At 75.0% G+C, this 13,196-nt stretch carries 11 protein-coding genes; 6 read left to right on the forward strand and 5 right to left on the reverse strand.

Features of this window, described 5'->3' with window-relative positions; all coding sequences use genetic code 11:
- Positions 1 to 709 precede the first annotated feature (709 nt).
- From ACFV9H_RS13585 to ACFV9H_RS13610, 6 genes are all read left to right on the forward strand, one after another.
- Positions 710 to 1,888, forward strand: a complete 1,179-nt coding sequence (locus ACFV9H_RS13585; protein WP_385397418.1) for an ADP-ribosylglycohydrolase family protein — start codon at positions 710 to 712, stop codon at positions 1,886 to 1,888.
- Positions 1,885 to 3,030, forward strand: a complete 1,146-nt coding sequence (locus ACFV9H_RS13590) for an ADP-ribosylglycohydrolase family protein (RefSeq protein ID WP_385397255.1) — start codon at positions 1,885 to 1,887, stop codon at positions 3,028 to 3,030. Before ACFV9H_RS13585 ends, ACFV9H_RS13590 begins: the two co-directional genes overlap by 4 nt.
- Before the next feature lie 437 nt (positions 3,031 to 3,467).
- Complete coding sequence (locus tag ACFV9H_RS13595) at positions 3,468 to 4,868, forward strand: ADP-ribosylglycohydrolase family protein (RefSeq protein ID WP_385397420.1); 1,401 nt, start codon at positions 3,468 to 3,470, stop codon at positions 4,866 to 4,868.
- On the forward strand, positions 4,865 to 5,776 hold the full coding sequence (rbsK, locus tag ACFV9H_RS13600; RefSeq protein WP_385397257.1) for a ribokinase: 912 nt from the start codon (positions 4,865 to 4,867) through the stop codon (positions 5,774 to 5,776). Before ACFV9H_RS13595 ends, rbsK begins: the two co-directional genes overlap by 4 nt.
- The gene (locus ACFV9H_RS13605) at positions 5,773 to 6,969 is read left to right on the forward strand and encodes a CaiB/BaiF CoA transferase family protein (RefSeq protein WP_385397259.1); all 1,197 of its coding nucleotides are present in this window, start codon (positions 5,773 to 5,775) and stop codon (positions 6,967 to 6,969) included. The genes rbsK and ACFV9H_RS13605 overlap by 4 nt, the downstream gene beginning before the upstream one ends.
- The gene (locus tag ACFV9H_RS13610; RefSeq protein WP_385397261.1) at positions 6,966 to 7,781 is read left to right on the forward strand and encodes an HpcH/HpaI aldolase/citrate lyase family protein; all 816 of its coding nucleotides are present in this window, start codon (positions 6,966 to 6,968) and stop codon (positions 7,779 to 7,781) included. Before ACFV9H_RS13605 ends, ACFV9H_RS13610 begins: the two co-directional genes overlap by 4 nt.
- Before the next feature lie 728 nt (positions 7,782 to 8,509).
- Here ACFV9H_RS13610 and lgt read toward each other — a convergent pair.
- From lgt to trpM, 5 genes are all read right to left on the reverse strand, one after another.
- Positions 8,510 to 9,547, reverse strand: a complete 1,038-nt coding sequence (gene lgt, locus ACFV9H_RS13615) for a prolipoprotein diacylglyceryl transferase (RefSeq protein ID WP_385397263.1) — start codon at positions 9,545 to 9,547, stop codon at positions 8,510 to 8,512.
- A gap of 88 nt (positions 9,548 to 9,635) precedes the next feature.
- A complete protein-coding gene (locus ACFV9H_RS13620; protein ID WP_385397265.1) occupies positions 9,636 to 10,526 on the reverse strand; it encodes a DsbA family protein in 891 nt (296 codons plus the stop codon).
- 175 nt (positions 10,527 to 10,701) lie between these two features.
- Positions 10,702 to 11,532 carry a tryptophan synthase subunit alpha gene (trpA, locus tag ACFV9H_RS13625; protein ID WP_385397267.1) on the reverse strand — a complete coding sequence of 277 codons (831 nt, stop codon included), beginning with the start codon at positions 11,530 to 11,532 and terminating at the stop codon, positions 10,702 to 10,704.
- Positions 11,529 to 12,779 (reverse strand): tryptophan synthase subunit beta, encoded by a 1,251-nt coding sequence (gene trpB, locus ACFV9H_RS13630; protein ID WP_385397269.1) that lies wholly within the window; start codon positions 12,777 to 12,779, stop codon positions 11,529 to 11,531. The genes trpA and trpB overlap by 4 nt, the downstream gene beginning before the upstream one ends.
- 196 nt (positions 12,780 to 12,975) lie before the next feature.
- Positions 12,976 to 13,188, reverse strand: a complete 213-nt coding sequence (gene trpM, locus ACFV9H_RS13635) for a tryptophan biosynthesis modulator TrpM (protein WP_385397271.1) — start codon at positions 13,186 to 13,188, stop codon at positions 12,976 to 12,978.
- Between the last annotated feature and the right edge of the window lie 8 nt (positions 13,189 to 13,196).

The raw sequence follows: 13,196 nt of genomic DNA on the forward strand, positions 1-13,196 counted from the left end.
CGGCGAGGCGGCATTTGCCCTCCGGGCGAACCAGCCGCGCTTGGCGGACGGCAGCAGCCGAAATCCAGCCCCTCCGGCGTTTGAGGAGCGGGGTCCGGGGCGGAGCCCCAGGGAACGGTGGAAGGGCGGGGTGGGGGAAATCTCCGCCCCGGCCGAGCCCCCGGCCGGCGGAGCCGACCCCGCGCGCGGGGAAACGCGTACGGGCACGGCCCGCGCCCGGATCACTGAGCGGCCCGGCAGCGCCACCGGAACCCAACGCGGGCAAGCCCGCACAGCCGTGGCCGACGGGGCTCCCGGCGCAGCGCCGGCCGCCCAGGACCGGGCCCAGATCGCGGACCAGCCCGTGGGGGCCGCCGGAACCCAACGCGGCGAAGCCCGTACAGCCGTGGCCGACGGGGCTCCCGGCGCAGCGCCGGCCGCCCAGGACCAGGCCCGGATCACGGAGCGGCCCGGCAGCGCCACCGGCACCCAACGCGGCGAAGCCCGTACAGCCGTGGCCGACGGGGCTCCCGGCGCAGCGCCGGCCGCCCAGGACCGGGCCCGGATCACTGAGCGGCTCGTCGGGGCCGCCGACACCGCGCGGGCCGAGCACCGTACGGGCACGGCCGGCGCAGGGGTCACGGAGCTACGCCTGGCAGAGCGGCCCGCCGGGCACGGGCACGGGCACGGGCAAGCCGCAGCCCCCGCCCGGACCGGCCCCCGGGAAGGCATCCCGGCCGAGCGGAGCGCGGCCCCCGCCGAGCCCTCCGCAGGGCCCCGGCGGATCGAGGGGCTCCTCCTCGGGCTCGCCGCGGGCGACGCCGCCGGGTGGCCCGCCGCCCGCCACCGCGCGAGCCGGATGCCCGAGTGGACCCGCCGCCTGACCCGCGAGCTCGACACCTTCGCCGAGCAGAACGCCACCACCACCCTCCCCGTCCCCATCGCCCTGAACCAGCCCCCCGAGCCCCTCCGTCTCGGACCGTCCGACGACGCCGAGTGGGCGGCTTTCGTCGCCGAGTCCGTCCTCACCGCCGCCGGCGTCCTGCTCTCCGACCTCAGCCGGTCACGCCGCATGCGCGCCGCCATCGACCTCGCCTGGAACGCCCTGGCGTCCGAGGTCGCCGCGGCAGCGGAACGCGCCCCCGAAGTCGAATCCGCCGTACTGCCCCTCCGCGCCCGGATCTCCGTCCGCGCCGGCCTCGGCAACCTCGCCACCGGCCTGCGCCCGCCCGCCACCGGCCACGACAACCCGCACTACTTCGACGACGCCGCCTGCATCCGCGCCTGCGTCCTCGCCGTCGTCCACCCCGGCGACCCCCGCGCGGCGGCGGATCTCGCCGAGTTCGACGCCCGCTACACCCAGGACGGCGACGGCGTCCACGGCGCCCGCGCCATGGCCGCCGCCCTCGCGACGGCGCTGGCCACCCCCGACGTGGACGCCGCCGTCGACGCCGCGCTCGGCCAGCTCCCCGAGGCCACCGAGATCGGCCGCAACGCCCGCCACGCCGTCAAGCTGGCCCGCGCCCACACCGACGGCGGTGCCTTCGCCATCGTCCCCACCCTCGAACACGAGATCGTGGACCACGTCTACAGCTACGGGATCGCCGCCGCCGAGACCGTCCCCGTGGCCCTCGCCCTCGCGACCGCCGCCCGCGGCAAGGTGACCGAGGCCGTCCCGGCCGCCGCCTGTCTGTCCCGCGTCGCGGACTCCGCCCCCGCCCTCGCCGGCGCGCTCACCGGCGCGCTCGGCGGCGGCGAGTCGATCCCCGCCGCCTGGCGCGAGGCCTGCCGCACCCTCTCCGGCTGCGCCCTCCCCCGCCTCGCCGGCACCGACCTCGTCGAACTCGCCGCGCTCCTCACCCGTACGGAACTCACCTCACCCAACCCGCAAGGAATGATGCGAACATGATGCTCACGTTGGAGGACCGGGCCATCGGCGCCCTCGTCGGAGCCGCCGTAGGCGACGCGCTCGGCGGCCCGGTGGAGGGCTGGACCCCGGACCAGATCGTGGAACGGCACGGCGGCCGCATCCACGGCATCGTCGGTCCCTGGTACGAGGACTGGCGCACCGCCCGCCCCATCGCCCCGTACCACAAGGGTGACGGCCACGTCACCGACGACACCCTGATGACCCATGCGCTCGTACGGGTCTACGAGGCGGTACGGGACCACCTCGACGCCTACGCGGTCGCCGAGCACCTGGTCCCGGACCTGATGACGAATCCGCGCTGGATCCCCGAGCTGGAGGCGGAGGCCCTCCCCCTGCAACGGATCTTCCTGGCCGAGAAGTGGATCGTCACCCGTCTCCACTACGCGCACGTCGACCCCCGCGAGGCGGGCAACGGCAACATCGTCAACTGCGGCGCGGCGATGTACATGGCGCCCGTCGGCATCGCCAACGCGGGCAATCCGGCGGGGGCGTACGCGGAGGCCCTGGACATCGCCGGCGCGCACCAGTCCTCGTACGGGCGGGAGGCGGCGGGCGTGTTCGCGGCGGCGGTGGCGGCCGCCTGCCTGCCCGGCGCGACGGCCTCGTCCGTGGTCGACACGGCCCTCTCGCTGGCCAAGGACGGCACCCGCTCCGCCATCGCCGCGGTCCGGGAAGTCGCCGTCCGCCACAGGGACTTCGAGTCGGCCCTGGCCCCGCTCCGGGAGGCGGTCGCCCCGTACGACTCGGTGGGCCCCGACTACCGCGCCCCCTCCCTCGGCGCGCGGCGCCCCTCCCGCCTCCACTCCATCGAGGAACTCCCGATCGCGCTCGGCATGCTGCTGATCGCGGACGGGGCGTACGAGACCTCCGTGCTCGGGGCCGTCAACTACGGCCGGGACTGCGACTCCATCGCCACCATGGCGGGCGCCGTCGCGGGGGCCCTGGGCGGCGAGGCCGCGATCCCGCCCGCCTGGGCGAAGCAGGTCGCCGAGGCCAGCCGCCTCGACCTGCACGCCCCGGCCGCCTCCCTGGCCGCCGTGGCCCGTGAGATCTTCGCCCTGGACCGCACCCGCCGCCGAGCCCACGAATCGGCCTTCACCACCCTCACGGCCCCCCGATGAACCCCCCCTGCCCGCCCCCGAGCCCACCCACCCCAACCAGGCCCACCCCGCAACCCGACACCCGGCCCAGCCCGGAACTCGGCGTGCCCGCCCCGGGCCCTGGCACCGGGCAAAGCCCGGCACCCGGCACCGGATACGCCCCGGAACCCGACACCGGGCACAGCCCCGGATCCCGCACCGGGCACCGCCCGGAACCCGACACCGGGCACCACCCGGACCCCGGAACCGGGCCCGCCCCGGAACCCGGCGTGCACGCCCCGGCCCCCGGAACCGGGCACGACCCGGGGTCCGGGGCGGAGCCCCGGTTTCGGGAAGGGGCGGGTAGGGGAACAGCGCCGCAGGCCCCCACCCCCCACCCCGCCGCGCCACCCGAGCCCACCGAGCCCACCGAGCCGGAGCCGGCCCTCGTACGCCTCACCTGGGCGCAGCCCGAGGACCTGATCGGGCACGAGCTGCGGCAGGCCGCGGAGGACGGCCGGGACGCCGAGCCCGCCCGCCGCGCCTGGCTGGCGGCCGGCGGCCACCCGGCCCCCGCCCGGGCCGGCGCCTCCCCCACCCAGGCCGCGCCGGAGCTCCGCGACCTCGCCACCCGCCTCCTCGGCGAGCTCGCCGCCCTCCCCTCCCCGCTCTCCGCGGAGGAACCGCACTCCTGGGAGTCCATCCGCGCCACCTGGCCCGAAGCCGAGCCCCGGGCCACGGCCAGGCCCCGGACCACCGCCGAGCCCCGGGCCACCGCCGCGCCCCGGACCACCGCCCGCGGAGCGCAGCCCCCGGCCGCAGGCCGGGACCCCCACCTGGCGACCCGGCTGGAAGCCGCCTGGCTCGGGCGGGCCGTCGGCTGCCTGCTCGGGAAGCCCGTGGAGAAGCTCCCCCTGCACGGCGTCCGCGCCTTGGCCCGCGCCGCAGGCAACTGGCCCCTGAACGACTGGTTCACCGCCCGCCGCGTCCCCCCGGAGGTACTGGCCGCGCACCCCTGGAACCGCCGCTCCGCCCCCACCTCCCTCGCCGAGAACATCGACGGCATGCCCGAGGACGACGACCTCAACTACCCGCTCCTCGGCCTGCTCCTGCTCCAGCGGCACGGCAAGGGCTTCACCACCGCCGACGTCGCCCGGCTCTGGCTCGACGAGTTGCCCGCCGGGCGGACCTTCACGGCCGAGCGCGTCGCGTACCGCAACCTCCTCCAGGGCCTGGAGCCGCCGCTCACCGCCACCCACCACAACCCGTTCCGCGAGTGGATCGGCGCCCTCATCCGGGCCGACGTCCACGGCTGGACCAACCCCGGCGACCCGGCCGCCGCCGCGGCCCGGGCGTACCGGGACGCCGTCCTCTCCCACACCGCGAACGGGGTCTACGCCGCCCTCTTCGTCGCCGCGGCCACCGCCACCGCCGCCACCGGCCGCTCCGACGTCCACACGGCGCTGCGGACCGGGCTGGCCTTCGTACCGCCCCGCTCCCGCCTCGCCGAAGCCGTCCGCTTCGGCATCCGGGCGGCCGGGGAGGACACCGACTTCGACCTCGTCGTCGACCGGCTGCACGCCCGCTACGGCCACTACCACTGGGTGCACGCCGTGCCCAACACCGCGCTGATCGCCGCCGCCCTCACCCATGCCGACGGGGACTTCACCCACTCCGTGTGCCGGGCGGTCTCCGGCGGCTGGGACACCGACTCCAACGGGGCCACCGCCGGCGCCCTCGCGGCCCTCGTCGCCGGCGAGGTCCCGCACCGGTGGACCGCCCCCCTCAAGAACCGCCTCGCCACCACCGTCCCCGGCTTCGACGGCGTCGGCTTCGACACCCTCGCCCACCTCACCGCACAGGAGGCAGCACGCTCATGACGGCCATCGCCGTGCTCGGCAGTACCAACATGGACCTCGTCGCCTACGTCCCCAAGGCCCCCCGCCTCGGCGAGACGGTCACCGGCCGCGCCTTCCGCACCGTCCCCGGCGGCAAGGGCGCGAACCAGGCCGTCGCCGCGGCCCGCTCCGGCGGGGAGGTGGTGATGATCGGGGCGGTCGGGGCCGACGAGTTCGGCGTACGGTTGCGCTCCGCGCTCGCCTCGGCGGGGGTCGAGACGGGCGGCCTGCGCACCGTCGAGGGCGCGAGCGGCACCGCCCACATCACCGTCGACGACGAGGGCGCCAACAGCATCATCGTCATCCCGGGCGCGAACGCCCACGTCACGGGCCTGGAGGCGGGCGACGAGGCACGGATCGCCGGCTCCGGCTCCCTCCTCCTCCAGCTCGAACTGCCGCTGGCCGCCGTCCTCGCGGGCGCCCTCGCCGCCCGCGCCCACGGGGTCCGTACGATCCTCACGCCGGCCCCCGCCCAGCCGCTGCCCGCCGAGCTCCTCGCCGTCGTCGACCTCCTGGTCCCCAACGAGCACGAGGCCGCCGCCCTCACCGGCCTCACCGATCCCCGCCAGGCCGCCGCGGCCCTGCTGGACGACGTACCCGAGGTCGTGATCACCCTCGGCGCCGCCGGAGTCCTGTACGCCGCCCGCGGCCGGGAGCCGCTGACCGTGCCGGCTCCGCAGGTCCGGGCCGTGGACACCACCGCCGCCGGGGACACCTTCGTCGGCGCCCTCGCGGTGGCCCTGGGCGAGGGCCGGCCCGTGCCGGAGGCGCTGCGTTGGGCCTCGTGCGCCGCCGCGCTCTCCGTCCAGCGCCCCGGCGCCCAGGACTCGATGCCAGCCCGCGCCGAGACCGACTCCTTCGCGGGGGCACGGCCCGGGGCCGCCTCGTGACGAGCTCCCCGGGGCCACTGGACGGGCTGCGCGTCCTCGACCTCGCCACCCTCTTCGCAGGCCCGCTCGCCGCCACCCTCCTGGGGGACTTCGGCGCCGAGGTGGTCAAGGTCGAGCACCCGGGCCGCCCCGACCCCTCCCGCGGGCACGGGCCCGCCAAGGACGGCGTCGGGCTGTGGTGGAAGCTGCTCGGCCGGAACAAGCGGACGATGACCCTCGACCTGTCCACTCCCGGCGGCCGCGACACCCTGCTGCGCCTGGCCGCCACCGCCGACGTGATCATCGAGAACTTCCGCCCCGGCACCCTGGAGCGATGGGGCCTCGGCTGGCCCGAGCTGTCGGCGGCCAACCCACGCCTCGTCCTGGCCCGCGTCACGGCCTTCGGCCAGCAGGGCCCGTACGCCCACCGCCCCGGCTTCGGCACTCTCGCCGAGGCGATGAGCGGCTTCGCCGCGATCACCGGGGAGCCGGACGGGCCGCCGACCCTGCCGCCCTTCGGGCTCGCCGACTCGATCGCCGCGCTGACCACGGCGTACGCCGTGATGACCGCCCTCACGGGCCGCGACCGCACCGGGCGCGGGCAGGTCGTGGACCTGGCCATCATCGAGCCGATCCTCACCGTGCTCGGCCCACAGCCCATCTGGTACGACCAGCTCGGCTACGTCCAGCCGCGCACCGGCAACCGCTCCACGAACAACGCCCCCCGCAACACCTACCGCAGCGCCGACAACCGCTGGCTGGCGGTGTCCACCTCGGCCCAGTCCATCGCCGAACGGGTCATGCGGCTGGTGGGCCGGCCCGAGCTGATCGCCGAGCCCTGGTTCGCGACGGGCACCGGGCGGGCCGCCCACGCGGAGGTCCTGGACGAGGCCGTCGGCAGCTGGATCGCCCGCCACAAGGCGGAGGAGGTCGTCGCCGCCTTCGAGGACGCCGAGGCCGCCGTCGCGCAGGTCTACGACATCCGGGACGTGATGGCGGACCCCCAGTTCGAGGCGCTCGACACGCTCACCGAGATCGAGGACCCGGAACTGGGCCCGCTGCGCATGCAGAACATCCTCTTCCGGCTGTCCGAGACCCCCGGCGGGATCCGCTGGGCCGGCCGCCCGCACGGCGCGGACACCGAGGCCGTCCTGACCGAGCTCGGCCTGTCCGCGGCCGAGATCCTGGCTCTCCGCGAGGAGGGAGCGCTGTGATCCTGACCTGGCTGTACGCACCCGGCGACCGCCCCGAGGTGGTCGCCAAGGCCCTCGACCGCGGGGCGGACGCCGTCATCGTGGACCTGGAGGACGCGGTACCGGTCTCCCGCAAGGAGTACGCCCGCGCCGCCACCGCCGAGCTGCTCGCGGAGCGGCCGCCGGTCCCCGTCCACGTTCGCGTCAACGCCCTCGACTCCCCCTGGGGCGGCGCCGACCTCACCGCCCTGGCGGGCCTGCGGGGCCTCGCGGGACTCCGGCTGCCGAAGATCAGCGCCCCGGAGCAGATCGCGGCCGTCGCGGACCGCACCGGCGGGGTCGGCCTGCACGCACTGCTCGAATCGGCGCTGGGCGTGGAGCGGGCGTACGAGATCGCCCGCGCGCACCCGGCCCTGCGCGGGCTGTCCCTCGGCGAGGCGGACCTGCGCGCCGATCTGGGCGTCAGCGCGGAGGCGGGGCTGGACTGGCCGCGCTCCCGGATCGTGGTCGCGGCCCGGGCGGCGGGCCTGGCTCCCCCGGCCCAGTCGGTCTTCCCCGACATCCGCGACCTGGAGGCGCTGGCCGTCTCCTGCGCGCGCGGCCGTTCCCTCGGCTTCCTCGGCCGGGCGGCGATCCACCCGCGCCAGCTCCCGGTGATCGAGCGGGCCTACCTCCCGGCGCCGGAGGAGGTCACGGCCGCCGAGGAGGTCCTGACCGCCGCCCGGGCCACGCCGGGGGCGTTGGCCCTGCCGGACGGCCGCTTCGTGGACCCGGCCGTGGTGGCCGCGGCCCACCGCACCCTTGCGCTGGCCGCGCGAATGGCCGCCCGCTGATCCGCCGCCGGGCACGGCTTCGCCGCTGGGGCTCCGCCCCAGACCCCGCGCCTCAAACGCCGGCGAGGCTGGATTTTCCTGGGGCAGGACCGACCCGGGTTGGGGCGGTGCCCCGCCGGAGCATCTCCTCGTCCTCGCGCACTGAGCAGGTGCTTCGACACAGAGCGTGGTTGCGCGCTCGTCCTGCGGGGACACTCCGCCGTGTCCCCACCCCAACAGCACACTCCCGACCAGGGGCGGGGCCTTGGCCGACGGAAGAGCAGGGGCACTGCACGCTCCCGCCCCCCAGGGGCAGGGTTTTACCCGTCGGGGGGAGCGGGGGCACTCCGGGGCGTCCCCGCAGGACGAGCGCGCAACCATGGCTCAGCAGCCCGGATGACCCTCAGTGCGCGAGGACGAGGAGACGCCCCGGAGGGACACCGCGGACCAACCCCAGGAGCGAAACCTGCCCGGGGGGCACCACCCCAGCCCCGCCGGCGACTGAGGCGCGGGGCGGACCCGAGGGCCGAGATCCCGCCCGGGGTGACCACCCCCAGCCTCGCCGGCGTTTGAGGCGCGGGGCGGACCCGAGGGCCGAGATCCCGCCCGGGGGGACCACCCCCAGCCCCGCCGGCGACTGAGGCGCGGGGCGGACCCGAGGGTCGAGACCCCGCCCGCGGGAACCACCCCAGCCCCGCCGGGAGGCACGCGGCCGAGCCCCACCAGCCGGGCCACGACACGGGGTACCGTCAGCCCTTCCCGGCCTCCGGAGCCTCGGCCTCGGCCTCGGCCTCGGCCGGCGTGCCCTTCGTCAGGACGGCCGCCTTCTTGGCCTCAATGGCCTCGGGCTCGGGCTCGGGCTCGCGCTCGGCCTCGGCGGTGCCGGAGGGCTTGCCCCCGGCCTCGGAGTCCTTCGGCTCGGCGGCAGCGTCCGCATCGGCTGGAGACGAGCCCTCGGCACCCGCACCGCCGGAGGAAACCGGTTCGACGACTTCCTCTCGGCCCGGCCGCAGCTTCGCCGACAGGACCAGGTAGACCACGGCCAGTACGAAGACCACGATCGAGGTCCACACGTTCAGCCGCAGGCCGAGGATGTGGTGCGCCTCGTCGACCCGCATGTACTCGATCCAGACGCGGCCCGCGCAGTACGCGGCCACGTACAGGGCGAACGCCCGCCCGTGGCCGAGCTTGAAGCGGCGGTCCGCCCAGATGACCAGCAGCGCGACGCCGACGCACCACAGCGACTCGTACAGGAAGGTCGGGTGGTAGGTGCCGGCGACCCGGTTCGGGCCCTCGCTGATCTCCACCGCCCACGGCAGATCGGTGGCGCGGCCGTACAGCTCCTGGTTGAACCAGTTGCCCCACCGCCCGAAGGCCTGGGCCAGCGCGATGCCGGGAGCCAGGGCGTCCGCCCAGGCCGGCAGCGGGATGCCGCGCAGCCGGCAGCCGATCCAGGCTCCGACCGCGCCCAGCGCGATCGCACCCCAGATGCCGAGGCCGCCCTCCCAGATCTTGAAGGCGTCGACCCAGTTGCGGCCTTCGACGAAGTAGAGCTGGTAGTCGGTGATCACGTGGTAGAGGCGACCGCCGACAAGGCCGAACGGCACCGCCCACACGGCGATGTCCGCGACCGTGCCCGGCTTTCCGCCGCGTGCGACCCAGCGCTTGTTGCCGAGCCAGACGGCGACGAAGACGCCGATGATGATGCAGAACGCGTAGCCGCGCAGCGGGATCGGTCCGAGTTGGACCACGCCGGTCGACGGGCTGGGGATGTAAGCAATGTCCATGGCAGTCATGACGCTACCCTGCCGGGCGGTGCGGACCGCAACCCGCCCGGCAAGCCGAAACCAAATCCACACACGACCCGGGGGTCGCTCAGTCCTCCGCAGCCCCGGTGGCCGCGCCCGTGGCAGCCCCCTTCGACGCCCCTCCGGCGGCCGGCGAGCCCGTCTTCGACGAGGTCTTCGCCCGGGCCGAAGAAGACGCGGAAGCGGACGCGGAGGCCGACGGGGACGCCTTCGCCGCGCCGCTGCCGGAACTCTTGGCCGTGCCTTCCACCTGCTCCTTCAGCTTCTGCGGGGTCATCTGGTTCGCCTGGTCGGCGAAGATGTCCTTGCCGTCCAGCAGCACGGTCGGCGTGCCCCGGAACTGGCCGGCGCGGAAGGCCTCCTGGGATTTGGCCACCCAGCTGTTGTGCGTTCCGTTCTCGACGCACGAGCGGAACTCGGGGGTGTCCAGCCCGTCCACCTTGCCGGCCAGTTCCAGCAGCTTGGCGTTCTTGCCGAAGGCGTCGTCGACCTCCTCCGGCTGGTTCTGGAAGAGGACGTCGTGGTACGCCGTGAACTTGCCCGCGTCCTGCGCGCAGGCCGCCGCGTTCGCGCCGTTCAGCGAGCCGCTGCCCCTCATGTTCGCGTCGATGAGCGTGACCAGGTGGTACTCGGTCTTGAGCAGGCCCTTGGCCTCCAGCTCATGGATGGTGTCGCGGTAGTTGTTCTCGAAGGACTTGCAGGCGGGGCAGCGGAAGTCCTCCCACACCACCAGGGTGTGCGGGGCTTCCGCCTTGCCCGTCTGGATGGCGAGCGCGTCCTTGCCCGTGGCGCCCGAGGGGGCGACCACCGGGCCTGCCTTGGCGGACTTGTCGCCCTTGCCGGTGTTGGCCGCGATCACGCCGACGACGGTCGCCAGGCCGAGCACGCCGACCACCGCCGCCGCCACGATCAGGGTCCGCCGGCGCTTGTCCCGGGTCTTCTGTCGCTCGCGCTCCATCTGGAGTCGCTCCCGGGCCGATCGTTTCGTCGCATCGCGGTTCGCACCGTCGTTCTTCTCGCTCACGTTCGGCCAAACGAAGCGGGGTGGCACTCGCGTGCCCCCCCGCCCCTACTTCCACCCGATCGGGCTACAGAACCCGCTCAGGCGTCCACGCTTTGATCGAACGCGCCGATCAGTTCCTGCGTACGCCTTCCGCAAGCTCGCCCGCCAGCGCCCGTACGGCGGCCAGCCCGGCCGCCTCGTCCGGTGCGTCCAGCAGCAGCTTCACGAAGGCCGAGCCGACGATCACACCGTCGGCGAAGCCCGCGACCTCCTTGGCCTGTACGGCGTTGGAGACGCCCAGGCCGACGCAGACCGGGAGCTCCGTGGTGGCGCGGGTGCGCCGGACGAGGTCCTGGGCCTGGTTGCCGACCGACTCGCGGGTGCCGGTGACCCCCATGAGGGAGGCGGCGTAGACGAAGCCGGAGCCGGCCGCCGTGATGGTGGCCAGGCGCTCGTCCTTGCTGCTGGGGGCCACGACGAAGACGGTCGCCAGACCGTGCTTCTCCGCGTGCTCCCGCCACAGCGCGGACTCCTGGACCGGCAGGTCGGGCAGGATGCAGCCGGCGCCGCCCGCCTCGGCGAGCTCGGCGGTGAACCGCTCGACGCCGTAGCGGTCGATGGGGTTCCAGTACGTCATGACCAGGATCGGGGCCCCGGTCGCCTCGTGCGCCTCGCGCACGGTGCGCAGCACGTCGGCGATCTTGACTCCGCCGCGCAGGGCGATGTCGTCGGCGGTCTGGATGATGGCGCCGTCCAGGACCGGGTCGCTGTGCGGGAGGCCGATCTCGACCACGTCCGCGCCGCCCGCGATGACGGCCTTGACCGCCTCGATGGCGCCGTCGACGGTCGGGAAGCCCGCCGGGAGGTAGGCGACGAGGGCGGCGCGGTCCTCGGACTTGGCCTTGGCGAGCGTGTCGCTCAGAAGCTGGATGCGCCCGGTCTTCTCGCTGGCGTTGCTCACTTCGACTCCCCCTCGGCGCTCTCGCCGTCGTACAGCCCGAAGTAGCGGGCTGCCGTGTCCATGTCCTTGTCACCGCGGCCGGACAGGTTGACGACCAGCAGGCCGTCCTTGCCCAGCTCCTTGCCGAGGTCCAGCGCGCCGGCGAGGGCGTGCGCGGACTCGATCGCCGGGATGATGCCCTCGGTGCGGGAGAGCAGCCGCAGGGCCTGCATCGCCTGGTCGTCGGTGACCGCGCGGTACTCGCCGCGGCCGGAGTCCTTGAGGTAGGAGTGCTCCGGGCCGATGCCGGGGTAGTCCAGACCGGCCGAGATGGAGTACGGCTCGGTGATCTGGCCCTCCTCGTCCTGGAGGACGTAGGAGCGGGAGCCGTGCAGGATGCCGGGCTCGCCGGCGGTCAGCGTGGCCGCGTGCTCGCCGGTCTCGACGCCGTGCCCGGCGGGCTCGAAGCCGACCAGGCGGACGTCGGTGTCCGGGATGAAGGCGTGGAAGAGGCCGATGGCGTTGGAGCCGCCGCCGACGCAGGCCGCGACGGCGTCGGGCAGCCGGCCGGCGCGCTCCAGGATCTGGCGGCGGGCCTCGACGCCGATGACGCGGTGGAAGTCGCGGACCATGGCCGGGAAGGGGTGCGGGCCGGCGACCGTGCCGAAGAGGTAGTGGGTCTGGTCCACGTTGGCGACCCAGTCGCGGAACGCCTCGTTGATGGCGTCCTTCAGGGTGCGGGAGCCGGACTTCACCGCGATGACCTCGGCGCCCAGCATGCGCATCCGGGCCACGTTGAGGGCTTGGCGCTGGGTGTCGATCTCGCCCATGTAGATGGTGCAGTCGAGGCCGAAGAGCGCGCAGGCGGTGGCGGTGGCCACGCCGTGCTGGCCGGCTCCGGTCTCGGCGATGACCCGGGTCTTGCCCATGCGCTTGGTGAGCAGTGCCTGGCCCAGCACGTTGTTGATCTTGTGCGAGCCGGTGTGGTTGAGGTCCTCGCGCTTGAGGAAGATCCGCGCGCCGCCCGCGTGCTCGGCGAACCTGGGCACCTCGGTGAGGGCGCTGGGCCGGCCGGTGTAGTTGACCATCAGGTCGTTCAGCTCGGCGGCGAAGGCCGGGTCGCCCTTGGCCTTCTCGTACTCGACGGCGACCTCGTCCACGGCGGCGACGAGCGCCTCCGGGATGAACTTGCCTCCGAAGTCGCCGAAGTAGCCTTCGGCGTTCGGAACGTGACCCTCCGGGTCCGGGATGAAGTATTGGCTGGACATGCCGGTGCTCCTACGGGATGCGACGAGTGGGTTCACCGTATTGCGCCGCTCGCCCGCGACACACGCGCCCCGCTCGGGGGCCGGTGGTGTGTCGGTACGAGGAGACCGCGCCCGGGGCCGGCGGCCCGGGGCGCAGGCCGTACGAGGTCGGGGCGCGGCGCGGTACGTCTCGTGTACCGGGCCGCGGCAGCCCTCGTTACAGCGCGTCTCCGGGACGCCATCGCATGCCGTTGACCTGACCGGGCTCGGAGCCGATCACGTACCGGACCCGCCGCCCGTGGACGCGCCGGGCCGGGGCGCGGCAGCCGCGGGGGCGGCAGCCGCGCGCCAGGGGCGCGTGCGCCGTCGGCACGCCGACCGGGCCGCGACGGCCGGGTCGGGTGCTGACGGAGGGCGGGTTGTGGGTCATGGAGTGGG

This window comes from Streptomyces sp. NPDC059874 (assembly GCF_042731135.1).
Taxonomy (GTDB): Bacteria; Actinomycetota; Actinomycetes; order Streptomycetales; family Streptomycetaceae; genus Streptomyces.

Excerpts from the sequence above, each read along its gene's own strand:
- trpM (WP_385397271.1), bottom strand. The coding sequence starts at position 13,188 with ATGACCCACAACCCGCCCTCCGTCAGCACCCGACCCGGCCGTCGCGGC.
- lgt (WP_385397263.1), bottom strand. The coding sequence starts at position 9,547 with ATGGACATTGCTTACATCCCCAGCCCGTCGACCGGCGTGGTCCAACTC.
- ACFV9H_RS13590 (WP_385397255.1), top strand. The coding sequence starts at position 1,885 with ATGATGCTCACGTTGGAGGACCGGGCCATCGGCGCCCTCGTCGGAGCC.
- ACFV9H_RS13620 (WP_385397265.1), bottom strand. The coding sequence starts at position 10,526 with ATGGAGCGCGAGCGACAGAAGACCCGGGACAAGCGCCGGCGGACCCTG.
- rbsK (WP_385397257.1), top strand. The coding sequence starts at position 4,865 with ATGACGGCCATCGCCGTGCTCGGCAGTACCAACATGGACCTCGTCGCC.
- trpB (WP_385397269.1), bottom strand. The coding sequence starts at position 12,779 with ATGTCCAGCCAATACTTCATCCCGGACCCGGAGGGTCACGTTCCGAAC.